A 23,128-nucleotide genomic window follows, 5' to 3' on the forward strand; every position below is an offset into this window, starting at 1 on the left:
ACTTAACGAATTGAACTAAAAATTCAAAAAAGCAGTACATCGGCGAGTAGCGCAGCTTGGTAGCGCAACTGGTTTGGGACCAGTGGGTCGGAGGTTCGAATCCTCTCTCGCCGACCAATTTTGAACCCCGCTTCGGCGGGGTTTTTTGTTTTCCGTCGTTTATTCCTCTGTTGTCATTTCCCGACAACGTTAATTCAGTTTGTCGCGATTCAGAGACAGCTAATTCACTGTTTTATATGACTATTCTTCTTTAGCGATAATTATGTCGCTCTCAGGAGACACTTGCGCCAAATTTTGGTCCTTTTCAGCTGTTCTGAATACCCCATCAAAATAAAAATTCCTTTCTTCTTATCATGTTGCGAAATGTAAAAGTTCTTTTTGTAACCCTGGCACGTAACGTGCAATAATATACGCGTAGATGCTCATTCCATCTCTTATGTTCGCCTTAGTGCCTCATAAACTCAGGAATGACGCAGAGCCATTTAAGGTGCTTATCGTCCACAGACAGATGTCGCTTCGGCCTCATCAGACACCATGGACACAACGTTGAGTGAAGCACCAAATATGTTGTCAAACAGACCTGTTTAACGCCTGCTTTTATAGCAGGCGTTTTTTTATGGGCGATCCTCAGGATTGCGGCAATAAAAAAGGAGGCCCATGGGCCTCCTGATTCGCAGTGCTTAAGCTTACTGACCGTTGTTCTGCAACGTTAACAGCAGGCCATCGCGACGCATGGCAGCGGCTTCTTCCGGCTTGTGCTGTTTGTCCAGCGTATCGGCCAGCCAGGCGTAGTCAAACGCATCCGGGCGCTGTTTCAGCGCTGCGCGGAAGGCGAGACTTGCCTCCTGCCATTCGCCGTGTTTCATCAGCGACTGGCCCAGCGTACTCCACAGCAGCGGGCGGTCACCCACGGTTTTGATCTGCTGGCGCAGCATCTTTTCCATCTGCTCAGGATTGTTGGTTTTAAGACGTGGGATCACCATCACCAGACGGTCATCATACTGGCGTTTCAGGCCATCAAGGATGATCTCCTGCGCTGTGTCATGATCGTCACATTCGATGAGATGTTCGGCCATCGCCACCTGCAGCGGAACTTGCTGGCGCGTTTTGCGGCTCTGATTTTTCCACCAGGTTTTCAGCCCATCGCTACCCAGATCGGCTCGCGCCTGATCCATCAGACCAATCCACGCCTGGCGCTGCAGCTCATCACGATGCTCATCATCGCCCACGTTGGCTTTCGCCATCGACGGGATGATATCCAGCAGTGAACCCCAGGCGCCGGTGCGGATATAAGCCTGCTCGGCAAGACGCAGCACTTCCGGATGGCGCGGGGTGATCTCAAGCAGACGGTCAACGCCATGACGCGCGGCGTGATTCTCATTGCGTGCCAGCTGGATGCGCACGCGGGTAATTTCTACTGGGATCTGATCATTCGATGCCAGCTCAGATGCGCGCTCCAGATGCTGATTCGCACGCGTTTCATCCCCACGCTGCTGGGCCGCTTCGGCGGCTAACAGATAGTTCACCACCGGCTGCTCGGCATGGTCGGCGTTTTTCGACATCAGCTTTTCAACCTGCTGATAATCGCCTTCGGCCAGTTTAAGCAAAGCCTGTTCAGTCTGTTTGCGCGCGCGGCGGCGTTTGCGACCAACGAACCAGCCACGGGTGTGCGCACCGGTACGGAAGATGCGGCGCAGGATCCATTCGATCGCAAACAACACCACCATGGTGAGGATCGCGATGATCACCAGACCCGTCACGCTGGTTTCAATGTTGTAGTTATCGGTCTGGATCAGCACATAGCCCTGATGGCCAGCAATCAGCGGCCCAAGGACGATCCCGGCGATCAACAATAAGAAGAGTAATAAGACTTTTAACATGATCACTCTCCTTGAGGTGCGCTTTCAGGGGCTGGCGCAGGGGCTGCTGCATCCGGCTGCGCTGCAACGCCAGGCTGGGCCAGCAGGTTGCGCACGCGGGTTTGCATCAGTTTTTCCAGAATCGGCTGGCTTTCGAGTTTGTCCGGGACATTCATGGTGATATTTTGCTGGCTGAGCTTATCAACATCGTCCAGGAACGCGGTCGTCGTGGCATCGCTGGTATCGTAGTAAGCACGTACCCACGTTGAAACATTATCCAGCGCCTGCTTGTAGGTCTCTTCCTGATGACGCGGGACGGCCTGCGCCGCAACCAGCAGTCGGGAGCGGATGTTTTCGCGCAGATAGACATCCTGATTCGGCGCTAACAGCGGAACAGCGGTTTCGTCGCGGCGGCGGACGGTGATAAAGCTGTCCATAAAGTTCTGCCAGCTTTTTTGCAGATTGATACGCCACTCGCTCAGGGAGCTGGACAGCTCCGTGCCGTCGGAATCCATCGGGGAGTCGTCGTCGTTGTTATCCGCGAGGCGCAGGTTATCAATCGAATTCGACAGCTGATTGACCTTGAGAATGATGCCGTCGTAATCGACCTGCGAAACGGCACCCAGGCTGGCGATATCTTCGGTAATGGCGCGACGCGCGGCGATCAGGCTCGGGTCGTTCATGTCGGCCAGGCTGGCGTCGGCGCTTTTCAGCAGCGCGGCGGCGGTGGTGACATCCTGATCGCTCCACAGCTTACGTCCGGCCAGTTTGACCAGGAAATCGGCCTGAGAGAGCAGCCAGGTTTTGGCATCGGTGCCGGAAATGGTCGCCACTTTTTGCTGCACTTCGCCGAGCTGTTTCGTCAGCTCTTCCTGGCGAGAGTTGGCTTCGGCCAGCTGCGTAGACTGCTGCTTAATAACGCCTTCCAGCTCCGCTTTCTGTGTCTCCTGCGCTTTTTGCAGGACGGTGATTTGGTTCACCAGCGCATCACTGGTGACCGTCTGGTTGGTGGCCTGTTTTTTTACCAGACCGTATAAACCGACACCGGCCGCCAGGGCAATGGCGATAGCTATCGCGCTCAGCGCCAGGCTGGTTTTATTGCTGCCGTTTTTTTTCTCAACAGTGTGTTCAGTCTTTTCTGGCTGCGGCGGGGTGGCCACAGTCTCCCTGGTCTCTTCAACCACGGCGGAGGATTTTTCTTGTTCCGTCATTATGGCTTCCCATTATGAGAGTTATTGTAATGCGCGCAGCAGCGCATCGTTGTCGGCGTTATCAGCGATCCGAATATCTTGCCAGCCCAGTTCCCGGGCGAGGTTCGCCAGACGCTCACTGACGACAAGAAGCCGACAGCGGAGTAACCAGTTTTCACGATACCATTGCGGAATGAGCGACCAGAGCTGCTGTAGCATTTCGCCGCTGGTGATGACGATGGTATCCACGCCGCGCGTGTGCCAGCGCATCGCTTCCTGCGCGCCGTCATAATATTTTGCACAGCGCTGGTAGCATTCGCAGAACGTGACGTCAGCCCCACGGGCGCTTAAGGTTTCGCCCAGCAGTTCTCGGCCACCGTTTCCACGTAAAATCAGCGCACGCTTTCCCGCAACAGTTTGTAATTCAGGTAATTGTAGCAAGATTTCGCTGATTTCCCGATCTAACGGGTATTGGACGTCAATTCCGCTGACCGCATGCAGGGCCAGGGCGGTGGTGCGTCCAATGGCGAAATAGCGCGGCGCAGTCGGCCAGTGCTGTTTCTCTTGCTGCAGTTGGGCGTGTGCAAATTCCACGGCATGTTGTGATAAGGCGAAAACCAAATCGCCTTCATTCAATGCGTGCAGATGGTCGGCGAGCGCAGAGAGCTGCCGGCCAGGGGAGAACTCAATCAGCGGAAAACTCCATGCCACCTGCCCCAGTGCGCGCAGACGGCTCACTAACTGCTCTCCTGCGGGAGAAGGGCGGGTGACGAGAATATTCATGCTGGTGGCTCTCCGTTGTAGACGTCTGCCAGAATTTCGCGAGCGCCGTTATTCAGCAGTTCTTCTGCAAGCGAGATGCCGAGCGCTTCGGCGTCTTGCGCCAGTCCGCGGCGTTCGCCACGCACCATCTGTGAACCGTCCGGTGCGCCAACCAGCGCACGCAGCCACAGTTCACCGTCAATGAATTCAGCATAGCTGCCAATCGGCACCTGACAGCCGCCTTCAAGGCGGGTATTCATGGCGCGCTCGGCTTTGACACGAATCTCGGTTTCGTCGTGATTCAGCGGTGCAAGCAGGGCACGGGTGCGGTCGTCGTCAAGACGACACTCAATCCCCACCGCGCCCTGGCCGACGGCCGGAAGTGAAAGCTCTGGCGCAAGGGCAACGCGCACGCGAGACTCCAGCCCCAGACGTTTCAGGCCCGCAACCGCCAGAATAATGGCATCGTAATCGCCGTTATCCAGTTTGCCGAGACGCGTACCGACATTGCCGCGCAGGGAGCGAATCACCAGATCCGGGCGACGCTCAGCCAGCTGACACTGACGGCGTAAACTTGACGTGCCAACTACGCTCCCGACGGGTAAATCGTCCAGAGAAGCGTAGTGGTTTGAGACGAACGCATCGCGCGGATCTTCGCGCTCGCAAATCGTCACCAGGCCCAATCCCTCGGGGAATTCGACCGGGACATCTTTCATGGAGTGGACGGCGATATCGGCGCGGTTCTCAAGCAGTGCAACTTCCAGCTCTTTGACGAACAGGCCTTTTCCGCCCACTTTCGCCAGCGGCGTATCAAGGATCACATCGCCGCGCGTCACCATAGGAACCAGTTCGACACGCAACCCGGAATGGCAGGCTTCGAGGCGCTGCTTAACATATTGTGCCTGCCATAGCGCAAGGGGGCTTTGGCGTGTGGCAATTCTCAAAACATTGTCTAACATGCTTGTTACCGTCATTATCGTCCGCAGACCATCCTAACATTGTTGACTCTGGGATGTCAGTTTTACGGTCGATGAAGGGGTGAGGGACAAGGCGGTGCGCAGGACACCCGCTGCCGTATTAAGGAATTTACACGTACAGAACGGTGCTACACTTGTATGTAGCGCATCTTTCTTTACGGTCAATCGGCAAGGTGTTAAATTGATCACGTTTTAGACCATTTTTTCGTCGCTACCACCATTGAGTGATGACGAAAAAGGGTAACGGTTCTTTTTTGAAATACTGCGGGCTCGTAATCATTGCTCTTTTGAACGATTGCTACGTCCGGCAACATCAGGCGATATGTCTTGTACCTCTATATTGAGACTCTGAAACAGAGACTGGATGCCATAAATCAATTGCGCGTGGATCGTGCGCTTGCTGCCATGGGACCTGCTTTCCAACAGGTTTACAGTCTGCTGCCAACATTACTGCACTATCACCATCCGCTGATGCCAGGTTACCTCGATGGTAACGTTCCCCAGGGCATTTGCCTTTTCACGCCTGATGAAACTCAACAGCACTATCTGACCGAGCTGGAACTCTACCGTGGCATGCCGCCGCAGGTGTCTCCAAAAGGTGAGCTGCCGATAACCGGCGTCTACACCATGGGGAGTACCTCATCCGTAGGGCAAAGCTGTTCTTCTGACCTCGATATCTGGGTCTGCCATCAATCCTGGCTCGATAATGACGAGCGCCAGTTGCTGCAGCGTAAATGCAGCCTGCTGGAGAGCTGGGCGGCGTCGCTCGGCGTGGAAGTGAGCTTCTTCCTGATTGATGAAAACCGTTTCCGCCATAACGAAAGCGGCAGTCTCGGTGGTGAAGACTGTGGCTCCACGCAGCATATTTTGCTGCTCGACGAATTTTACCGTAGCGCCGTGCGCCTCGCCGGGAAGCGTATTCTGTGGAATATGGTACCGTGCGAAGAAGAAGAGCATTACGACGATTACGTCATGTCGCTCTACTCGCAGGGCGTCCTGACGCCAAACGAATGGCTGGATCTGGGCGGTTTAAGCTCCCTGTCCGCCGAAGAGTATTTTGGCGCGAGCCTGTGGCAGCTCTATAAGAGTATTGATTCCCCGTATAAAGCGGTGCTGAAAACCCTGCTGCTGGAAGCCTACTCCTGGGAATACCCTACGCCGCGACTGCTGGCGAAAGATATCAAACAGCGTCTGCATGATGGAGAGATCGTCTCCTTTGGCCTCGATGCCTACTGCATGATGCTTGAACGCGTGACCGAATACCTGAAAGCCATTGATGACACCACACGTCTCGACCTGGTGCGTCGATGTTTCTATCTCAAAGTCTGTGAAAAACTCAGCCGCGAACGTGCATGCGTTGGCTGGCGTCGTGAAGTGGTCAGTCAGTTAGTCAAAGAGTGGGGCTGGGACGAAGAACGTTTGTCTATGCTCGATAACCGCGCCAACTGGAAAATCGATCAGGTGCGTGAGGCGCACAACGAACTGCTCGATGCGATGATGCAGAGCTACCGCAATCTGATTCGCTTCGCCCGCCGTAACAACCTCAGCGTTTCCGCCAGCCCGCAGGATATCGGTGTTTTAACCCGTAAATTGTACGCTGCGTTCGAAGCGCTGCCCGGGAAAGTCACGCTGGTTAACCCGCAGATTTCTCCGGACCTGTCAGAACCTAATCTGACCTTTATCTATGTTCCGCCAGGCCGCGCCAACCGCACGGGCTGGTATTTGTACAACCGTGCGCCAAGCATGGATTCGATCATCAGCCATCAGCCGCTGGAATATAACCGCTATCTGAATAAGCTGGTGGCCTGGGCCTGGTTTAACGGCCTGCTGACATCGCGGACGCGCCTGTTTATCAAAGGCAATGAGGTCGTTGATCTCGCCAAATTGCAGGAAATGGTTGCCGATGTGTCGCACCACTTCCCGCTGCGTCTGCCAGCACCAACACCAAAAGCGCTCTACAGCCCGTGTGAGATTCGCCATCTGGCGATTATCGTCAACCTGGAATACGACCCGACGGCGGCCTTCCGCAATCAGGTGGTCCATTTTGATTTCCGCAAGCTGGATGTCTTTAGCTTTGGCGAGCAGCAAAACTGCCTGGTCGGCAGCGTGGATCTGCTGTATCGCAACTCGTGGAACGAAGTGCGTACCCTGCATTTTAACGGCGAGCAGGCGATGATCGAAGCGCTGAAAACCATTCTCGGCAAAATGCACCAGGACGCCGCGCCGCCGGACAGCGTGGAAGTGTTCTGCTACAGCCAGCATCTGCGTGGCCTGATTCGTACCCGCGTACAGCAGCTGGTGTCAGAGTGTATCGAACTGCGCCTGTCCAGTACGCGTCAGGAAACCGGGCGCTTCAAAGCGCTGCGCGTCTCCGGCCAGACCTGGGGCCTGTTCTTTGAGCGCCTTAACGTCTCTGTGCAGAAGCTGGAAAACGCGATTGAGTTCTACGGTGCGATTTCCCACAACAAGCTGCACGGCCTCTCTGTGCAGGTGGAAACGAACCACGTCAAACTGCCGCAGGTGGTGGATGGGTTTGCCAGCGAAGGGATTATCCAGTTCTTCTTCGAAGAAGCGGCCGATGAGTCCGGGTTTACCATTTATATTCTGGATGAGACCAACCGCGCCGAGGTGTATCACCACTGCGAGGGCAGTAAAGAAGAGCTGGTGCGCGACGTGAGCCGCTTCTATTCGTCCTCACACGACCGCTTCACCTACGGCTCAAGCTTTATCAACTTCAACTTGCCGCAGTTCTATCAGATTGTGAAAGTCGATGGCCGCGCGCAGGTGATTCCGTTCCGCACCCAGGTTATCCCCGCTCCGCCGGCCAACCAGGACGCGAATCAGCCCCTGTTGCAGCAGTATTTTTCCTGAGCCACCATGCCGGATGCACTTCGCTTATCCGGCCTAAGGTTCAGTCGTTGTAAGCCCGATAAGCGTAGCGCATTCGGGCTGCCGCCTAATAAGTCGTTTCAGACACGCCGCAATGATTCACCAAAAACTAGATGGTGGGGCAATGCTCTTACATAAATCTAAATCAATCACAAAGTACCCATGTAGTGAGGCCCCCTGGCACGGATGATATCCAGAAAAAATCAGCCATAATGGCACTAAATAAGATGCGATGATGAAGATTCCGAAAATAACAATGCTAAAAAATAAAAATATACTTCCTGCTAATGTTGGTCGTTCTGTAGTTATGGTTCTTTTCTGAAATAAAGTACGAAGCGTAAAACCAATAATATATAGCGCAAATGGCAATCCTCCAAAACATGCGATTGACATACCATAATTGAAGATAATATCGTTGCGATTAATTAATGATATAACACTTCGTAATGGAACTGATTTAATATTGAATATAATAAATAGAGAGAATACTCCTATGATAAAAATGGATACGATTTTTTTGATGATAAACACTTTCCAGATTAACGTTGTATTTTTTTTCATTCTTACCATCCCTGGCTGAATGAATTGCTAAAAAAATGATCGTTGTGTTGTAGGTTCCAAGCACTGATTTTATTCCTTTCTGTGATCGCTGTAAGGAGTCCTTTTTTTAGGCTTGTAGATAAATTTAATTTATCATCAATAATGTTAAATCCTATGTTCGTAGCAAATCCTATAGCAATTATACAAAAAGGAGTAATTAATATTGATCCGCTTATTAACATAAATCCCCCACCAATCGCTCCAATCACCACTCCGGCAACCATCGCTTTCACCGCATCCATAGGAATATCTACCAGAAAATCATTCAATGTATAGTCAGATTTAAAAATGAGTTCTATCGCTCGCCACGCAAGAGAAAAATAGATACAACATTTAATTCCGCCCGTAATAGCACCGAAATATCCAAGCCTTCCAATCCCCATTTCCATTATCTGTACATTGCGAGCACCATAGCGGGTCCCCTGCAAAATACGACGCAGGCCTGGATAACCAGTGATTTTGATGTAGCTATGGCCATTGAGTGTGTATTCAACCGCTTTGATACCCAGCGATTTAAAGTTAATAAGTAATTGCCCTGCAGGGTTATAGTAAGTTGTCAAACGACTGAGAAAGTGAAAACCATCCATGGCGTCTTTGATATTCCCTGGCCCTGCGCGGTAGGAGAAAAAGCTATCGATGTTTCCAAGCATCTCGTCAGTCACTTCCTGCGCTTCCTCAAGCGTCAGCAAAAGGATATGGTGACTTTGACTAATCAACGTGTCATTCAGCATTGCCATATCACCCAGCATAGGATTCATGCTGGGAAACGGATGAGAGTCGTGGTTGTCCCAGGGGTTTGGATCTGTGTGCCATTCATTCATATTCATTATCGTTCCTTGAGATTATAAAATTCGCTCACTCCACAAACTGTATGCACTGGTTCCGGCTGAGAAATGCTCCCAGGTGATAGATTCATAACTGAAGGAAACTTTTTCCTGTGATTCTGCTCCGTTTTCAATAACGCTGTGCGGAATGACTGTTTCCAGGTGCAAAATGTGGGCGTTGGTCAGCTTTATTTTATAGTAAAGCTCATTCATACCTGCCCGGTTGGTACGGTACACACTGAATTCACAAGTGAGCGTTTCGTTATCATTTATGGCTTTTCCTAACAGAGGAGAAGATTTATCGATGGGTTTTACAATACTTAACTCCTGATGATTAACGTTCTGTACGCGAGAAAGAGCATGCTTGAGCGCATACACCATGATTTGATCAACATGGGCGAGTTGGGCCTTATTACCGATTGAACTCATGGATGCACAGCCAGCAGAAATTAATCCTTGCTGGTCGCCATTTAGGGTTAAATAAACCAAGTCAGACATATCATTTCCTTATTATATATTCAGCCGGATTATAAGTTTTGGAGTTGCAGTGTAATAACGGAAATAATTCTGTGCCCGACCCAAAAAGAAATCAATCAATTTAGTGTAATGATGAGGTGTGAATAAAAGAGGAATTTAAATTAATTAACGGAAGTTCTACTGGGGAGCGATGAAATAAATAAAAAGGAAAAGCGTGTTTTTGTGAATACCGTTTCCAGAAAGAAACGGTATCAATTCACTTAACGGAAGCTGACGTCCTCGCCCGCCTGCTGCGTCGCAGCCTGCTCAAGCAGATCCCAGAACGTTTCGCCGCTACGGTCACACACCCACTGGTCGTCTTTCAGATCGAAATGGTAGCCGCCCTGTTTTGTTGCCAGCCACACCTGGTGCAGCGGCTCCTGGCGGTTGATAATAATCTTACTGCCGTTTTCGAAGCTGAGCGTCAGCACGCCGCCGTTGATTTCACAATCGATATCGCTGTCGCCATCCCAGTCGTCCAGGCGCTCTTCAATGGTCTGCCACAGGGTATCGGCCAGGCGATGGAATTCACTGTCATTCATGGTTTTGTTCCTGTTTTTCGTGATGGCGGCAGTATAACGCTAAATAATTCCCGTTGCAGGAAAGCGGCTAACTCTTGCTTTTGTGTCTTCTCCTGCGATGATAGAAACAGAAAGCATGAACTTACGGGCAACCCATAATGAAAAACGTTTTTCGAACGCTTGCCGTTCTCATCACACTGTTTAGTCTGACTGGCTGTGGTCTGAAAGGGCCGCTTTACTTCCCGCCAGCCGATAAAACAGCGCCGCCGCCAACCAAACCCGTTCAAACCCAGATTGAATCATCGACGCCAGTGAGCAACGATCGCGGCGATAACGGTGGCCCAAGCCAGGTCAACTACTGACAATCAGTTGTTCAACCGCGCAATGGAGTAAATGATGCAGTTCTCTAAAATGCATGGCCTTGGCAACGATTTTATGGTCGTCGACGCGGTAACGCAGAATGTCTTTTTTTCCCCTGAGCTGATTCGTCGCCTGGCGGACAGGCATCTGGGCGTGGGGTTTGATCAGCTGCTGGTCGTTGAGCCACCCTACGATCCGGATCTCGATTTTCACTACCGTATCTTTAATGCTGACGGTAGTGAAGTTTCCCAGTGCGGCAACGGCGCGCGCTGCTTTGCGCGCTTTGTGCGTCTGAAAGGGCTGACCAACAAGCGCGATATCCGCGTCAGTACGGCCAATGGCCGCATGGTGCTCAGCGTCACCGACGACGAGCTGGTGCGCGTGAACATGGGCGAACCCAACTTCGAGCCTTCTGCGGTCCCGTTTAGGGCAATCAAAGCGGAAAAGACCTATATTATGCGTGCGGCCGAGCAGACAGTATTGTGCGGCGTCGTCTCGATGGGCAATCCCCATTGCGTGATTCAGGTTGATGATGTTGATGTCGCTGCCGTTGAAACCTTAGGCCCGATTATGGAAAGCCATGAGCGCTTCCCTGAGCGCGCCAATATCGGTTTCATGCAGGTGGTGAAACGTGAACATATCCGCCTGCGCGTCTATGAGCGCGGCGCGGGCGAAACGCGGGCCTGTGGCAGCGGCGCGTGCGCGGCTGTGGCTGTGGGTATCTCGCAAGGGTTACTGGCAGAAGAGGTTCGCGTGGAATTGCCGGGCGGTCGTCTTGATATCGCCTGGAAAGGTCCGGGTCATCCACTGTATATGACTGGCCCGGCGGCACATGTATACGACGGGTTTATCCATTTATGAAACAACCAGGGGAAGAACTGCAGGAAGCAATAACGGAGCTGGACGACCGGACTGTTGTTGATTATCTGCTGCGCAATCCTGAGTTTTTTATCCGCAATGCACGCGTGGTCGAACAGATGCGCGTGCCGCATCCGGTGCGCGACACCGTCTCGCTGGTCGAATGGCATATGGCGCGCTCGCGCAAGCACATCGATCAGCTGGAAGAGAACATGACCCTGCTGATGGAACAGGCCAGCAATAACGAAAGCCTGTTTTATCGTCTGCTGCATTTGCAGGCGCGGCTCGCGTCGGCGCACAGCCTTGACGAGTTTCTCAGCCGCTTTCATCGCTGGGCGCGTGAGCTTGGGCTGGCAGGCGCCACTATTCGCCTCTTTCCCGACCGCTGGCGCATCGGTGCCCCCTCCGGTTTCACACATCTGGCGCTAAGCCGTCAGGCGTTTGAACCGCTGCGCATTCAGCGTCTTGGTCATGAGCATCACTATCTCGGCCCGTTGAACGGTCCTGAGCTGCTGGTGGTGCTTCCTGACGCCAAGGCCATCGGCTCGGTTGCCATGTCCCTGATGGGGCGTGAAGGCGATTTGGGCGTGATGTTATTCACCAGCCGCGACGCGCATCATTATGAGCAGGGACAAGCCACGCATTTGCTGCAGGAAATCGCCCTGATGCTCCCTGAGCTGCTGGAGCGCTGGATTGAGCGCGTATGACGGATTCCCTGCTTGCGCCTCTGGTGGTGCGTTTCCTGCGCTATCTGGGCGTTGAACGACAGCTTAGCCCGATCACGCTGCTGAACTACCAGCGTCAGCTTGATGCCATCATGCAGATCGCCGATGAAACCGGCCTGAAGAGCTGGCAACAATGTGACGCTGCGACCGTGCGCGGGTTTGTGGTGCGCAGTCGCCGCAAAGGTTTAGGCCCCGCGAGTCTCGCGTTACGTCTCTCTGCCCTGCGCAGTTTCTTCGACTGGCTGGTGAGCCAGGGCGAGCTAAAAGCCAATCCGGCGAAAGGCATCGCTACCCCGAAAGCGCCGCGCCATCTGCCGAAAAATATCGACGTTGATGACGTGAATCGGCTGCTGGATATCGATCTTAACGATCCGCTGGCGGTACGCGATCGCGCCATGCTGGAAGTGATGTACGGTGCGGGCTTACGTCTTTCGGAACTGGTGGGGTTAGATCTTAAACATCTCGATCTGGATACCGGCGAAGTGTGGGTGATGGGGAAAGGCAGCAAAGAGCGCCGTTTACCGATTGGCCGCAATGCAGTGGTATGGATTGAGCACTGGCTCGATCTGCGCGGGCTGTTTGGCGCCGAAGAGAACGCGCTGTTTCTCTCGAAGCTGGGCAAGCGGATCTCCGCGCGAAATGTGCAGAAGCGTTTTGCTGAATGGGGCATCAAGCAGGGGCTGAACAGCCACGTTCACCCACACAAACTGCGCCACTCTTTTGCCACCCACATGCTGGAATCCAGCGGCGACCTGCGCGGCGTTCAGGAGCTGTTAGGTCACGCCAATTTATCGACCACTCAAATCTATACCCATCTTGATTTTCAACACCTTGCTTCGGTGTATGACTCGGCGCATCCACGCGCAAAACGGGGGAAATAATGCGTTTTTACCGCCCACTGGGTCAGATCTCTGCCCTGACGTTTGACCTTGATGACACCCTTTACGATAACCGCGAAGTGATCCTGCGCACCGAGCAGGAGTCGCTGGCGTTTGTGCAAAACTACCATCCCGCTTTAAAAACGCTGCAAAACAAAGATTTTCAGCGCCTACGCCAGGCGTTGCGCGAAACCGAACCGGACATCTACCACGACGTAACCGAATGGCGTCGTCGTGCGGTAGAGCAGGCGATGCTAAATGCCGGGCTGAACGCACAAGAGGCGGCGCTGGGCGCAGAAGCCTCAATGGCAAACTTTGCCAAATGGCGCAGCCGGATCGATGTGCCGCAGGAAACGCACGACACCCTGACGGCTCTCGGCAAAAAATGGCCGCTGGTGGCGATCACCAACGGCAACGCGCAGCCGGAACTGTTTGGCCTGGGCGATTATTTCCAGTTCGTCCTGCGCGCGGGCCCGCACGGGCGCTCGAAGCCTTTTAACGACATGTATCATCTGGCTGCCGAAAAACTCGATCTGCCGCTGGGCGAGATCCTGCACGTCGGCGACGACCTGACCACCGACGTGGCGGGCGCGATCCGCTGCGGAATGCAGGCCTGCTGGATCAAACCGGAAAGGGCCGACCTGATGCAGACCGCCGACAGCCGCCTGTTGCCACACATCGAAATTTCGCGGTTGGCATCCCTCACCACGCTGATATAATCACCAGCAGTATTGTATAAATCAACAGTATGCCCGGCAGAAAAAACGCTGTCGGGCAGATGACTTCTGGCGGTGCCAATGGACGTTTCTTACCTTCTCGACAGCCTTAATGACAAACAGCGCGACGCGGTTGCCGCGACGCGGACCAATATGCTGGTGCTGGCAGGGGCGGGCAGTGGTAAGACGCGTGTTCTGGTGCATCGCATCGCATGGCTGCAGAGCGTAGAGAACTGCTCGCCGTACTCCATCATGGCGGTGACCTTTACCAACAAAGCGGCGGCAGAGATGCGCCACCGTATCGCACAGCTGATGGGCACCAGCCAGGGCGGCATGTGGGTAGGCACGTTCCACGGGCTGGCGCACCGTCTGCTGCGCGCGCACCATATGGATGCCAATCTGCCGCAGGATTTTCAGATCCTCGACAGTGAAGACCAGCTGCGCCTGCTTAAACGCCTGATAAAGGCGATGAATCTTGACGAGAAGCAGTGGCCGCCGCGTCAGGCGATGTGGTACATCAACAGCCAGAAAGACGAAGGGCTACGCCCGCACCATATTCAGAGCTTCGGTAATCCGGTCGAGCAAACCTGGCAGAAGGTCTATCAAGCCTATCAGGAAGCCTGCGACCGCGCGGGGCTGGTGGATTTCGCCGAGTTGCTGCTGCGCGCCCATGAGCTGTGGCTCAACAAACCGCATATTCTTCAGCATTACCGCGAGCGCTTCACCAACATCCTGGTGGACGAATTCCAGGATACCAACAACATTCAGTACGCGTGGATCCGCTTGCTGGCGGGCGATACCGGCAAAGTGATGATCGTCGGCGATGATGACCAGTCGATTTACGGCTGGCGCGGCGCGCAGGTGGAAAACATCCAGCGCTTCCTGAACGACTTCCCGGGCGCCGAAACCATTCGTCTGGAGCAGAACTACCGTTCAACCAGCAATATTCTGAGCGCCGCAAACGCCCTGATTGAAAATAACAACGGGCGTCTGGGCAAAAAGCTATGGACCGACGGCGTCGACGGTGAGCCGATTTCAATTTACTGCGCGTTCAACGAGCTGGATGAAGCTCGCTTTGTGGTCAACCGCATTAAAACCTGGCAGGAAAACGGCGGAGCGCTTGAGCAGTGCGCCATTCTCTATCGCAGCAACGCCCAGTCGCGTGTGCTGGAAGAGGCGCTGTTACAGGTCAGCATGCCGTATCGCATTTACGGTGGCATGCGCTTCTTCGAACGTCAGGAAATCAAAGATGCGCTCTCCTATCTGCGCCTGATTGCCAACCGCAACGACGACGCGGCCTTTGAGCGCGTGGTGAACACACCCACGCGCGGCATCGGCGATCGCACCCTCGACGTGGTGCGCCAGGCCTCCCGTGACCGCCAGCTCACCCTTTGGCAAGCGTGCCGTGAGCTGTTGCAGGAAAAAGCGCTGGCAGGACGCGCCGCGAGCGCGCTTCAGCGCTTTATCGAACTGATTGACGCGCTGGCACAGGAAACGGCAGACATGCCGCTACACGTGCAGACGGACCGGGTGGTGAAAGATTCCGGTCTGCGCACGATGTACGAGCAGGAAAAAGGCGAGAAAGGCCAGACGCGTATTGAGAACTTAGAGGAACTGGTGACGGCAACGCGCCAGTTCAGCTACAACGAAGAAGACGAAGATCTGATGCCGCTGCAGGCATTCCTCTCCCACGCGGCGCTGGAAGCGGGCGAAGGACAGGCGGATACCTGGCAGGATGCGGTTCAACTGATGACGCTGCACTCGGCGAAAGGGCTGGAGTTCCCGCAGGTGTTTATCGTCGGGATGGAAGAGGGGATGTTCCCAAGCCAGATGTCGCTCGATGAAGGCGGGCGTCTGGAAGAGGAGCGTCGGCTGGCCTATGTGGGCGTCACCCGGGCGATGCAAAAGCTGACCCTGACCTATGCCGAAACGCGCCGTCTGTACGGCAAAGAGGTCTACCATCGCCCGTCGCGCTTCATCGGTGAGCTGCCGGAGGAGTGCGTCGAAGAGGTGCGTTTGCGCGCCAGTATCAGCCGTCCGGTCAACCATCAGCGGATGGGCACGCCGATTTCGGAAAACGATACGGGCTACAAGCTGGGCCAGCGCGTTCGTCATTCCAAATTTGGCGAAGGCACCATCGTGAATCTGGAAGGCAGCGGCGAGCACAGCCGCCTGCAGGTAGCGTTCCAGGGGCAGGGGATCAAATGGCTGGTCGCGGCTTACGCCAAGCTGGAAACAGTGTAACATTCAGAAAAATATCACTATTTTGTAATAATCTGCTAGCCTTATAAGCTGAAGGCTATTTATTGCTCTTCAGCGTTCCGTTGCGTGTTGACGCCACAGTTATTGCTGGCGTAACATGCGCGCACGATTACGCTAAGAGGACATTCGCCTTGGACACACCCAGTAGATACTGGCTCAATTCCCTGTCATCCAGGAACAACTCCTAAGGCTATCTCCTCTTGCTGATGGCCTTAGTGGTTGTCAGCGACCTGCTTAATTCCCGTCGCGCTGAGTCAGGCTTTTAATGGTCTGAAACCCATATTGTTTCTGTGTGCCCACCGAACTGTCCGATATTTTTTGCATTGGGAGTCCCGGTCATGTTGAGCGCATTTCAACTGGAAAAAAACCGACTGATTCGGCTTGAAGCTGAAGAGTCACAGCCCCTCATTGATGCCGTATGGGTGGATCTGGTCGAGCCGGACGACGATGAACGCCTTCGCGTACAATCAGAGCTCGGACAAAGCCTGGCGACCCGCCCGGAACTGGAAGACATCGAGGCCTCCGCGCGTTTCTTTGAAGACGAAGACGGCCTGCATATCCACTCCTTCTTCTTCTATGAAGATGCGGAAGATCACGCCGGTAACTCCACCGTCGCATTTACCATTCGTGATGGCCGCCTGTTCACCCTGCGCGAACGCGAGCTGCCTGCGTTTCGTCTCTACCGCATGCGTGCCCGCAGCCAGGCGATGGTGGATGGTAACGCCTACGAACTGCTGCTCGACCTGTTCGAAACCAAAATCGAGCAGCTGGCGGACGAAATCGAAAACATCTACAGCGATCTGGAAAAGCTGAGCCGCGTGATCATGGAAGGCCATCAGGGCGATGAATATGACGAAGCGCTGTCGACGCTGGCGGAGCAGGAAGATATCGGCTGGAAAGTGCGTTTGTGTCTGATGGATACCCAGCGCGCCCTGAACTTCCTGGTGCGCAAAGCGCGTTTACCGGGCGGTCAGCTGGAGCAGGCGCGTGAGATCCTGCGCGATATCGAATCCCTGTTGCCGCACAACGAATCCCTGTTCCAGAAAGTTAACTTCCTGATGCAGGCGGCGATGGGCTTTATCAATATCGAGCAGAACCGCATCATCAAGATCTTCTCGGTGGTGTCGGTGGTGTTCCTGCCGCCAACGCTGGTGGCGTCGAGCTACGGGATGAACTTTGAGTTTATGCCGGAACTCCGCTGGAGCTTCGGCTACCCGGGCGCGATTATCTTTATGATCCTCGCCGGGCTGGCACCGTATCTCTATTTCAAACGTCGTAACTGGCTTTGAGCGTGATGCCGGGTGGCAGCTACGCCTTCTCCGGTCTACGTAATCTGTAGGCCAGAGTGGCAAAGCGCCCACCGGCAAAAAATCACACCCCTTTCCGCACTCTACGCTGGGTATAAATCGCATCGGCGACGAATACCGCCAGCGCCACCCAGATGAACGCGAACGTCACCATCTTATCCGCACCCGGTACTTCGCCGTAGAACACCACCGCCAGCAGGAACATCAGCGTCGGGCCGATATACTGGAAGAAGCCAAGCGTGGAGAGGCGTAAGCGTGTGGCGGCACCGGTGAAGCACAGCAGCGGGATGGTGGTGACAACACCGGCGGCAATCAGCATCAGATTCAGCGACCACGGATTATTCGCCATATGGCTGGTGCTGCTGTCGGCGATGCCGAACAGATAAATCGCGGCCAGCGGCAGCAGCCACAGGGTTTCAAACAGCATCCCGGTTTGCGCTTCCACGGCGATTTTCTTACGCACCAGGCCATAAAACGCAAAGCTAAAAGCCAGCCCCAGAGCGATGATCGGCAGCGAGCCGAAGGTCCACAGCTGTACCAGTACGCCGCACAGCGCCAGGAGCACCGCCACCCACTGCATTCGGCGGAAACGCTCGCCGAGGAACAGCATCCCCAGCACGATATTCACCAGCGGGTTAATAAAGTAACCGAGGCTCGCTTCCAGCATATGGTGGTTATTCACCGCCCAGATGAACAGCAGCCAGTTGCCGCCGATCAGCACCGCAGACAGCGCCAGCAGGAAAATCTTCTTCGGGGTTTGCATCAGCGTTTTCACGCCCGACCACTGGCGGCTCACGCTCATCAGCGCCACCATAAAGAAAAAGGACCAGATCACACGGTGGGTGAGGATTTCGTCGGCCGGGACAAAGTAGATCAGCTTGAAGTACGCAGGCGCGATACCCCATATAAAATAAGCGGCCAGAGCGAGTAAAACGCCCTGCCGCGTCTGTTTAGCATCCATCGGGATAATCCGTTACAAAAAAGTAAATTCATTTTACCCGATTACACCTTCTCAACCCACCATATAAGTGGCGGTTGCGCTGGCGATGTAAACCTGCTCTTCGTTATGCAATTCGACGCGAGCGACGGCGACCTTATTGCCTGCGCGCAGCAGACTGCTGGTGGCGGTAAAACGGTTCCCGCGGCCTGGCCGTAAATAATCTACGCGTAAATCAATGGTGCCCATCCTGGATAAGCGCTGACGCAGTTCATCTTCGTTGATGGTGTCATGGCGCGCCAGCGTGCTGCCCACGCAGACCAGCCCGGCGGCAACATCCAGCGCGGAGGCGATCACTCCGCCGTGCAAAATGCTTTGCGCCCAGTTTCCCACCATCATCGGCTGATTGTTAAAGCTGAGCTGAGCGAATCCCTTCTCGTAACGTTCAAGCTCCAGCCCCAGCGCGCGGTTAAAGGGCATGTGATAGACAAAAATCTCTCCCACCAGTTTCAGAGCTTCTTCAGCGGTAAGCGTGGCTGACATGAAAAGTCGCATCCTTTGTTGTTAACAAAATGTTGATTTTATGCTTCAGAGATAAGGAATTCCACTTTCAGAAACGAAGAGGGGAAGTTAATTGAGAAATAGGTAGAATGTGGCCCACATAACTATTCACATAATTTCATTTTGCAGGAGAACCCCACCGATGCGGACGTATCTGGGTTGGTTACTGGCGGCGGTTACGCTGCCGCCCACAGCATTTGCGCAGGAAGCGACGCTCAAGGAAGTGCACGATAAGCCCGCCGTTCGCGGCAGCATTATTGCCAACATGCTTCAGGAGCACGATAACCCGTTCACGCTCTACCCGTACGACACAAACTATGTGATCTACACCCAGACGAGCGATCTCAACAAAGAAGCGATCAGCTCCTATAACTGGTCTGATAATGCGCGTAAAGACGAAGTGAAGTTCCAGCTCAGCCTGGCCTTCCCGTTCTGGCGCGGCATTCTGGGGCCGAACTCGGTTCTGGGCGGCTCATATACCCAGAAATCCTGGTGGCAGCTCTCCAATAGCGGCGAATCTTCTCCGTTCCGCGAAACCAACTATGAGCCGCAGCTGTTCCTCGGTTTTGCGACCGACGACGAATTTGCCGGCTGGACGCTGCGCGATGTGGAGTTTGGCTATAACCACGACTCTAACGGCCGATCCGATCCGACCTCGCGTAGCTGGAACCGCCTCTATACCCGTCTGATGGCGGAAAACGGCAACTGGATGGTGGAAGTGAAGCCGTGGTATGTGATTGGCGATACGGACGACAACCCGGATATCACCAAATACATGGGCTACTATCAGCTGAAGATTGGCTATCAGCTGGGCGACGCGGTGCTGAGCGCCAAAGGTCAGTACAACTGGAACACCGGCTACGGCGGCGCAGAGCTGGGCCTGAGCTATCCGATGACCAAACATGTACGCATCTATACTCAGGTGTACAGCGGTTACGGCGAGTCGCTGATCGACTACAACTTCAATCAGACCCGCGTCGGCGTGGGCGTGATGCTTAACGATCTTTTCTAGCCTGCTAGAATGTTTTTGCGTTAAACGTTGAAGTTTCTCTCTCAGGCGCTGAAAATAGCGCCTGTTTTGTATCTGGCAAATGGGGTTAACGTGGCGCAGGCGGAAGTAATGAATCAGGAATCGCTGGCTAAACAGGTTTTGCATGAAACCTTTGGCTACCAGCAATTCCGCCCTGGCCAGGAAACCATCATTGAAACCGTGCTGGAAGGCCGCGACTGTCTGGTAGTGATGCCGACAGGCGGCGGCAAATCCCTGTGCTATCAGGTTCCCGCGCTGGTGCTGGATGGTCTTACGGTGGTGGTTTCACCGCTCATTTCCCTGATGAAAGACCAGGTGGATCAGCTGCTGGCGAACGGCGTTGCCGCTGCCTGTATCAACTCCACTCAGACTCGTGAACAGCAGCAGGAAGTGATGGCCGGATGCCGTACCGGGCAGATTCGCCTGCTGTACATCGCCCCGGAACGTCTGATGCTGGACAACTTCCTCGAACATTTGGCGCACTGGAACCCGGTGCTGCTGGCGGTCGACGAAGCGCACTGTATCTCCCAGTGGGGTCACGATTTCCGCCCGGAATACGCCGCGCTCGGCCAGCTCCGCCAGCGTTTCCCGGCGCTGCCGTTTATGGCGCTCACCGCCACGGCGGATGACACCACACGTCTGGACATCGTGCGCCTGCTCGGGCTTAACGATCCCTTTATTCAGGTCAGCAGCTTCGACCGCCCCAACATCCGCTACATGCTGATGGAAAAATTCAAGCCGACGGACCAGCTTCTGCGCTACGTGCAGGAGCAGCGCGGCAAATCCGGCATTATTTACTGCAACAGCCGCGCGAAAGTGGAAGACACCGCCGCGCGTCTGCAAAACCGTGGCTTTAGCGCTGCGGCCTATCATGCCGGTTTAGAAAACCATATCCGCGCCGACGTGCAGGAAAAATTCCAGCGTGATGACCTGCAAATCGTGGTCGCGACCGTGGCGTTCGGGATGGGGATCAACAAACCGAACGTGCGCTTTGTGGTGCATTTCGACATCCCGCGCAATATCGAATCCTACTATCAGGAGACGGGCCGCGCCGGGCGTGATGGTCTGCCTGCCGAAGCGATGCTGTTTTACGATCCGGCGGATATGGCGTGGCTGCGCCGCTGCCTGGAAGAAAAACCGCAGGGGCAGCTGCTGGATATCGAACGTCATAAGCTCAACGCGATGGGCGCGTTTGCTGAAGCGCAAACCTGCCGTCGACTGGTCTTGCTTAACTACTTTGGTGAGGGGCGCCAGGAGCCGTGCGGTAACTGCGATATTTGTCTCGACCCGCCAAAGCAGTACGATGGGCTGATGGACGCGCGTAAGGCGCTCTCAACCATTTACCGCGTGAATCAGCGCTTTGGTATGGGTTACGTGGTGGAAGTGCTGCGCGGGGCAAATAATCAGCGTATCCGCGAGATGGGCCACGATAAGCTGCCGGTTTATGGCATTGGCCGCGAACAGAGCCACGAACACTGGGTGAGTATTATTCGTCAGCTGATTCACCTCGGTTTCGCCACGCAAAATATCGCCCAGCACTCCGCGCTTCAGCTCACGGAAGCGGCGCGTCCGGTGCTGCGCGGTGAGTTAGCGCTGCAGCTTGCGGTTCCACGCGTCGTCGCCCTGAAACCGCGCGTGATGCAGAAATCCTACGGCGGCAACTACGATCGCAAGCTGTTTGCCAAACTGCGCAAGCTGCGTAAGGCGATTGCCGACGAAGAAAACATCCCGCCGTATGTGGTGTTCAACGATGCGACACTGATCGAAATGGCCGAGCAGATGCCGCTCAGCGCCGGTGAAATGCTGAGCGTCAACGGCGTTGGTACGCGCAAACTCGAGCGCTTTGGCAAAGAATTTATGGCGCTCATTCGTTCCCATGCTGATGGTGACGATGAGGAGTAGTCAGTCCGGCTAAAAAGTGCCAGGATGGTGACTCACTGAATTATTTTCCCGCGAGTTAATTATGTTAATGCTATTCCTCACTGTGGCGTTGGTGCACATCGTTGCGTTGATGAGCCCTGGCCCTGACTTTTTCTTCGTTTCGCAGACTGCCGTCAGCCGCTCCCGCAAAGAGGCGATGATGGGCGTGCTTGGTATTACCATGGGTGTCATGGTCTGGGCTGCCGTTGCGCTGCTTGGCCTGAACCTGATCCTCGCGAAAATGGCCTGGCTGCATAATATCATCATGGTCGGCGGTGGCTTGTATCTTTGCTGGATGGGCTACCAGATGCTGCGCGGTGCGCTGAAGAAAGAAGAGAGCGTAGCCGCTGAACCTAACGTTGAGCTGGCGACCGGTGGACGCAGTTTCGTGCGTGGCTTACTGACCAACCTTGCAAACCCAAAAGCGATTATCTACTTCGGTTCGGTGTTTTCCCTGTTCGTCGGTGACGACGTCGGCGCGGGCGCGCGCTGGGGCATTTTCCTGCTGATCGTCGTCGAAACCTTCGCGTGGTTTACCGTGGTAGCGAGCCTGTTCGCCTTACCGTCCATGCGCCGTGGCTATCAGCGACTGGCGAAGTGGATCGACGGCTTTGCGGGTGCGCTCTTCGCAGGGTTTGGGATTCACCTGATTATCTCCCGATAATATCCTGAATGCCGGATGCGGTGCTTGCACCGCCATCCGGCTTTTCCCGGCTAAGCATGCCTCGCCGACGCCAGCAACGCACCCACCAGCATAAACAACGACCCGAACACTTTGTTCAGCGCCTTCATCTGTTTCGGCCCTTTGATCCACGCGGCAATTCGTTGCGCCAGGGTCGCGTAACCAATCATCACAATGATATCGACGATAATGGTGGTGGCGCCGAGCACCACATACTGCATCACCTGTGGCTGATGCGGGACAATAAACTGCGGAAAGAGGGCGGCAAGAAAGACGATGCTTTTCGGGTTGGTCAGGTTCACAAATACCGCGCGTTTAAACAGGCGGCCGCGCGTCTGGGTATGGGCGAGGGTATTCAGGTCAATCGAGCCTGCCGCGCGCCATTGCTGGATGCCCAGCCAGATCAGATAGGCCGCGCCCGCCCATTTGAGCACTTCAAACGCTAGCACTGAACGCGAGAACAGCGTCCCAAGACCAATCCCCACCAGCACGATATGAATACCCAGCCCGGTCTGCAGGCCGGCAATGGACGCGACCGCGCCGCGATAGCCGTGGTTAATGGACGTGGTCATGGTATTGATCGCGCCAGAGCCAGGGGAAAGGCTCAGGATGATGGATGTCAGCAGGTAAGCGAACCACCACTCGAAGGTCATTTGAAACTCCCGAATCGTCTATTTTTATGCCACAATACGCTATTGTCGCGTCATTGTGTGACGCAACCAGAAAAAACGATATTCCTTGGCTTACAGGGGTG

23 protein-coding genes and 1 tRNA gene are annotated in these 23,128 nt (G+C 54.6%); 13 read left to right on the top strand and 11 right to left on the bottom strand.

Going from position 1 to position 23,128, the window contains the following annotated elements:
• Positions 1 to 40 precede the first annotated feature (40 nt).
• Positions 41 to 117 (top strand) — tRNA-Pro (locus ETG88_RS21475).
• A gap of 569 nt (positions 118 to 686) precedes the next feature.
• Here the strand turns inward: ETG88_RS21475 and hemY are convergent.
• From hemY to hemC, 4 genes are read right to left on the bottom strand one after another with little or no spacing between them, the layout of a single operon-like run.
• Positions 687 to 1,880, bottom strand: a complete 1,194-nt coding sequence (gene hemY / locus ETG88_RS21480; RefSeq protein WP_129036354.1) for a protoheme IX biogenesis protein HemY — start codon at positions 1,878 to 1,880, stop codon at positions 687 to 689.
• Between the two features lie 2 nt (positions 1,881 to 1,882).
• Positions 1,883 to 3,070, bottom strand: a complete 1,188-nt coding sequence (gene hemX, locus ETG88_RS21485) for a uroporphyrinogen-III C-methyltransferase (protein WP_129036355.1) — start codon at positions 3,068 to 3,070, stop codon at positions 1,883 to 1,885.
• Positions 3,071 to 3,091: 21 nt separating this feature from the next.
• Positions 3,092 to 3,832, bottom strand: coding sequence for a uroporphyrinogen-III synthase (gene hemD, locus ETG88_RS21490; protein WP_107702637.1), 741 nt, complete (start codon positions 3,830 to 3,832; stop codon positions 3,092 to 3,094).
• On the bottom strand, positions 3,829 to 4,770 hold the full coding sequence (gene hemC, locus ETG88_RS21495; RefSeq protein WP_129036356.1) for a hydroxymethylbilane synthase: 942 nt from the start codon (positions 4,768 to 4,770) through the stop codon (positions 3,829 to 3,831). The genes hemD and hemC overlap by 4 nt, the downstream gene beginning before the upstream one ends.
• Before the next feature lie 345 nt (positions 4,771 to 5,115).
• Between hemC and cyaA the strand changes: the two genes are divergently transcribed.
• On the top strand, positions 5,116 to 7,659 hold the full coding sequence (gene cyaA / locus ETG88_RS21500) for a class I adenylate cyclase (protein WP_102105657.1): 2,544 nt from the start codon (positions 5,116 to 5,118) through the stop codon (positions 7,657 to 7,659).
• 117 nt (positions 7,660 to 7,776) lie between these two features.
• Here cyaA and ETG88_RS21505 read toward each other — a convergent pair whose 3' ends face one another.
• The 4 genes from ETG88_RS21505 to cyaY all read right to left on the bottom strand — a co-directional run bounded on the left by ETG88_RS21505 (position 7,777) and on the right by cyaY (position 10,159).
• Positions 7,777 to 8,238, bottom strand: a complete 462-nt coding sequence (locus ETG88_RS21505; RefSeq protein WP_129036357.1) for a DUF1240 domain-containing protein — start codon at positions 8,236 to 8,238, stop codon at positions 7,777 to 7,779.
• Positions 8,239 to 8,240: 2 nt separating this feature from the next.
• Complete coding sequence (locus ETG88_RS21510; RefSeq protein WP_129036358.1) at positions 8,241 to 9,104, bottom strand: hypothetical protein; 864 nt, start codon at positions 9,102 to 9,104, stop codon at positions 8,241 to 8,243.
• A 15-nt stretch (positions 9,105 to 9,119) separates the two neighbouring features.
• Positions 9,120 to 9,599, bottom strand: a complete 480-nt coding sequence (locus ETG88_RS21515) for an Hcp family type VI secretion system effector (RefSeq protein WP_129036359.1) — start codon at positions 9,597 to 9,599, stop codon at positions 9,120 to 9,122.
• Positions 9,600 to 9,838: 239 nt separating this feature from the next.
• Positions 9,839 to 10,159 carry an iron donor protein CyaY gene (cyaY, locus tag ETG88_RS21520; protein WP_100778439.1) on the bottom strand — a complete coding sequence of 107 codons (321 nt, stop codon included), beginning with the start codon at positions 10,157 to 10,159 and terminating at the stop codon, positions 9,839 to 9,841.
• A 137-nt stretch (positions 10,160 to 10,296) separates the two neighbouring features.
• Between cyaY and lptM the strand changes: the two genes are divergently transcribed.
• The 8 genes from lptM (at position 10,297) to corA (ending at position 17,226) form a co-directional block, all read left to right on the top strand.
• Positions 10,297 to 10,500, top strand: coding sequence for an LPS translocon maturation chaperone LptM (lptM, locus tag ETG88_RS21525; protein ID WP_102105653.1), 204 nt, complete (start codon positions 10,297 to 10,299; stop codon positions 10,498 to 10,500).
• A 34-nt stretch (positions 10,501 to 10,534) separates the two neighbouring features.
• Positions 10,535 to 11,359: a diaminopimelate epimerase gene (dapF, locus tag ETG88_RS21530; RefSeq protein ID WP_102105652.1), complete on the top strand. Its 825-nt coding sequence runs from the start codon at positions 10,535 to 10,537 to the stop codon at positions 11,357 to 11,359.
• A complete protein-coding gene (locus ETG88_RS21535) occupies positions 11,356 to 12,063 on the top strand; it encodes a DUF484 domain-containing protein (RefSeq protein ID WP_129036360.1) in 708 nt (235 codons plus the stop codon). The genes dapF and ETG88_RS21535 overlap by 4 nt, the downstream gene beginning before the upstream one ends.
• The gene (gene xerC / locus ETG88_RS21540) at positions 12,060 to 12,962 is read left to right on the top strand and encodes a tyrosine recombinase XerC (RefSeq protein ID WP_123429980.1); all 903 of its coding nucleotides are present in this window, start codon (positions 12,060 to 12,062) and stop codon (positions 12,960 to 12,962) included. The genes ETG88_RS21535 and xerC overlap by 4 nt, the downstream gene beginning before the upstream one ends.
• Positions 12,962 to 13,678, top strand: a complete 717-nt coding sequence (gene yigB, locus ETG88_RS21545) for a 5-amino-6-(5-phospho-D-ribitylamino)uracil phosphatase YigB (RefSeq protein WP_100778444.1) — start codon at positions 12,962 to 12,964, stop codon at positions 13,676 to 13,678. Before xerC ends, yigB begins: the two co-directional genes overlap by 1 nt.
• 78 nt (positions 13,679 to 13,756) lie before the next feature.
• Positions 13,757 to 15,919, top strand: a complete 2,163-nt coding sequence (gene uvrD / locus ETG88_RS21550) for a DNA helicase II (protein WP_107702642.1) — start codon at positions 13,757 to 13,759, stop codon at positions 15,917 to 15,919.
• Positions 15,920 to 16,068: 149 nt separating this feature from the next.
• Entirely contained in the window at positions 16,069 to 16,125 is a 57-nt protein-coding gene (gene ysgD, locus ETG88_RS22390) for a YsgD/CorL family protein (protein ID WP_212743980.1), read from the top strand.
• 150 nt (positions 16,126 to 16,275) lie between these two features.
• The gene (corA, locus tag ETG88_RS21555) at positions 16,276 to 17,226 is read left to right on the top strand and encodes a magnesium/cobalt transporter CorA (RefSeq protein ID WP_095283883.1); all 951 of its coding nucleotides are present in this window, start codon (positions 16,276 to 16,278) and stop codon (positions 17,224 to 17,226) included.
• 82 nt (positions 17,227 to 17,308) lie between these two features.
• Here the strand turns inward: corA and rarD are convergent, their stop codons facing one another.
• Together rarD and yigI are read right to left on the bottom strand one after the other, a co-directional pair.
• Positions 17,309 to 18,205: an EamA family transporter RarD gene (gene rarD, locus ETG88_RS21560; protein WP_100778446.1), complete on the bottom strand. Its 897-nt coding sequence runs from the start codon at positions 18,203 to 18,205 to the stop codon at positions 17,309 to 17,311.
• A 51-nt stretch (positions 18,206 to 18,256) separates the two neighbouring features.
• Positions 18,257 to 18,724, bottom strand: a complete 468-nt coding sequence (yigI, locus tag ETG88_RS21565) for an acyl-CoA thioesterase YigI (RefSeq protein WP_095283881.1) — start codon at positions 18,722 to 18,724, stop codon at positions 18,257 to 18,259.
• Between the two features lie 160 nt (positions 18,725 to 18,884).
• Here yigI and pldA point away from each other — a divergent pair, with 160 nt between their 5' ends.
• From pldA to rhtC, 3 genes are all read left to right on the top strand, one after another.
• The gene (pldA, locus tag ETG88_RS21570) at positions 18,885 to 19,754 is read left to right on the top strand and encodes a phospholipase A (protein ID WP_129036361.1); all 870 of its coding nucleotides are present in this window, start codon (positions 18,885 to 18,887) and stop codon (positions 19,752 to 19,754) included.
• A gap of 90 nt (positions 19,755 to 19,844) precedes the next feature.
• Entirely contained in the window at positions 19,845 to 21,674 is a 1,830-nt protein-coding gene (recQ, locus tag ETG88_RS21575; protein ID WP_100780793.1) for an ATP-dependent DNA helicase RecQ, read from the top strand.
• Positions 21,675 to 21,735: 61 nt separating this feature from the next.
• Positions 21,736 to 22,356, top strand: a complete 621-nt coding sequence (rhtC, locus tag ETG88_RS21580) for a threonine export protein RhtC (protein ID WP_100778448.1) — start codon at positions 21,736 to 21,738, stop codon at positions 22,354 to 22,356.
• Positions 22,357 to 22,406: 50 nt separating this feature from the next.
• On the opposite strand, the gene rhtB is transcribed toward rhtC, so the two are convergent.
• Complete coding sequence (rhtB, locus tag ETG88_RS21585) at positions 22,407 to 23,027, bottom strand: homoserine/homoserine lactone efflux protein (RefSeq protein ID WP_100778449.1); 621 nt, start codon at positions 23,025 to 23,027, stop codon at positions 22,407 to 22,409.
• Positions 23,028 to 23,128: the final 101 nt, after the last annotated feature.

Origin of the sequence: Lelliottia nimipressuralis (assembly GCF_004115925.1) — a bacterium.
GTDB lineage: Bacteria > Pseudomonadota > Gammaproteobacteria > Enterobacterales > Enterobacteriaceae > Enterobacter > Enterobacter nimipressuralis.

Excerpts from the sequence above, each read along its gene's own strand:
- hemY (WP_129036354.1), bottom strand. The coding sequence starts at position 1,880 with ATGTTAAAAGTCTTATTACTCTTCTTATTGTTGATCGCCGGGATCGTC.
- hemX (WP_129036355.1), bottom strand. The coding sequence starts at position 3,070 with ATGACGGAACAAGAAAAATCCTCCGCCGTGGTTGAAGAGACCAGGGAG.
- hemD (WP_107702637.1), bottom strand. The coding sequence starts at position 3,832 with ATGAATATTCTCGTCACCCGCCCTTCTCCCGCAGGAGAGCAGTTAGTG.
- hemC (WP_129036356.1), bottom strand. The coding sequence starts at position 4,770 with ATGTTAGACAATGTTTTGAGAATTGCCACACGCCAAAGCCCCCTTGCG.
- ETG88_RS21505 (WP_129036357.1), bottom strand. The coding sequence starts at position 8,238 with ATGAAAAAAAATACAACGTTAATCTGGAAAGTGTTTATCATCAAAAAA.
- ETG88_RS21510 (WP_129036358.1), bottom strand. The coding sequence starts at position 9,104 with ATGAATATGAATGAATGGCACACAGATCCAAACCCCTGGGACAACCAC.
- ETG88_RS21515 (WP_129036359.1), bottom strand. The coding sequence starts at position 9,599 with ATGTCTGACTTGGTTTATTTAACCCTAAATGGCGACCAGCAAGGATTA.
- cyaY (WP_100778439.1), bottom strand. The coding sequence starts at position 10,159 with ATGAATGACAGTGAATTCCATCGCCTGGCCGATACCCTGTGGCAGACC.
- lptM (WP_102105653.1), top strand. The coding sequence starts at position 10,297 with ATGAAAAACGTTTTTCGAACGCTTGCCGTTCTCATCACACTGTTTAGT.
- dapF (WP_102105652.1), top strand. The coding sequence starts at position 10,535 with ATGCAGTTCTCTAAAATGCATGGCCTTGGCAACGATTTTATGGTCGTC.
- ETG88_RS21535 (WP_129036360.1), top strand. The coding sequence starts at position 11,356 with ATGAAACAACCAGGGGAAGAACTGCAGGAAGCAATAACGGAGCTGGAC.
- xerC (WP_123429980.1), top strand. The coding sequence starts at position 12,060 with ATGACGGATTCCCTGCTTGCGCCTCTGGTGGTGCGTTTCCTGCGCTAT.
- yigB (WP_100778444.1), top strand. The coding sequence starts at position 12,962 with ATGCGTTTTTACCGCCCACTGGGTCAGATCTCTGCCCTGACGTTTGAC.
- uvrD (WP_107702642.1), top strand. The coding sequence starts at position 13,757 with ATGGACGTTTCTTACCTTCTCGACAGCCTTAATGACAAACAGCGCGAC.
- corA (WP_095283883.1), top strand. The coding sequence starts at position 16,276 with ATGTTGAGCGCATTTCAACTGGAAAAAAACCGACTGATTCGGCTTGAA.
- rarD (WP_100778446.1), bottom strand. The coding sequence starts at position 18,205 with ATGGATGCTAAACAGACGCGGCAGGGCGTTTTACTCGCTCTGGCCGCT.
- yigI (WP_095283881.1), bottom strand. The coding sequence starts at position 18,724 with ATGTCAGCCACGCTTACCGCTGAAGAAGCTCTGAAACTGGTGGGAGAG.
- pldA (WP_129036361.1), top strand. The coding sequence starts at position 18,885 with ATGCGGACGTATCTGGGTTGGTTACTGGCGGCGGTTACGCTGCCGCCC.
- rhtC (WP_100778448.1), top strand. The coding sequence starts at position 21,736 with ATGTTAATGCTATTCCTCACTGTGGCGTTGGTGCACATCGTTGCGTTG.
- rhtB (WP_100778449.1), bottom strand. The coding sequence starts at position 23,027 with ATGACCTTCGAGTGGTGGTTCGCTTACCTGCTGACATCCATCATCCTG.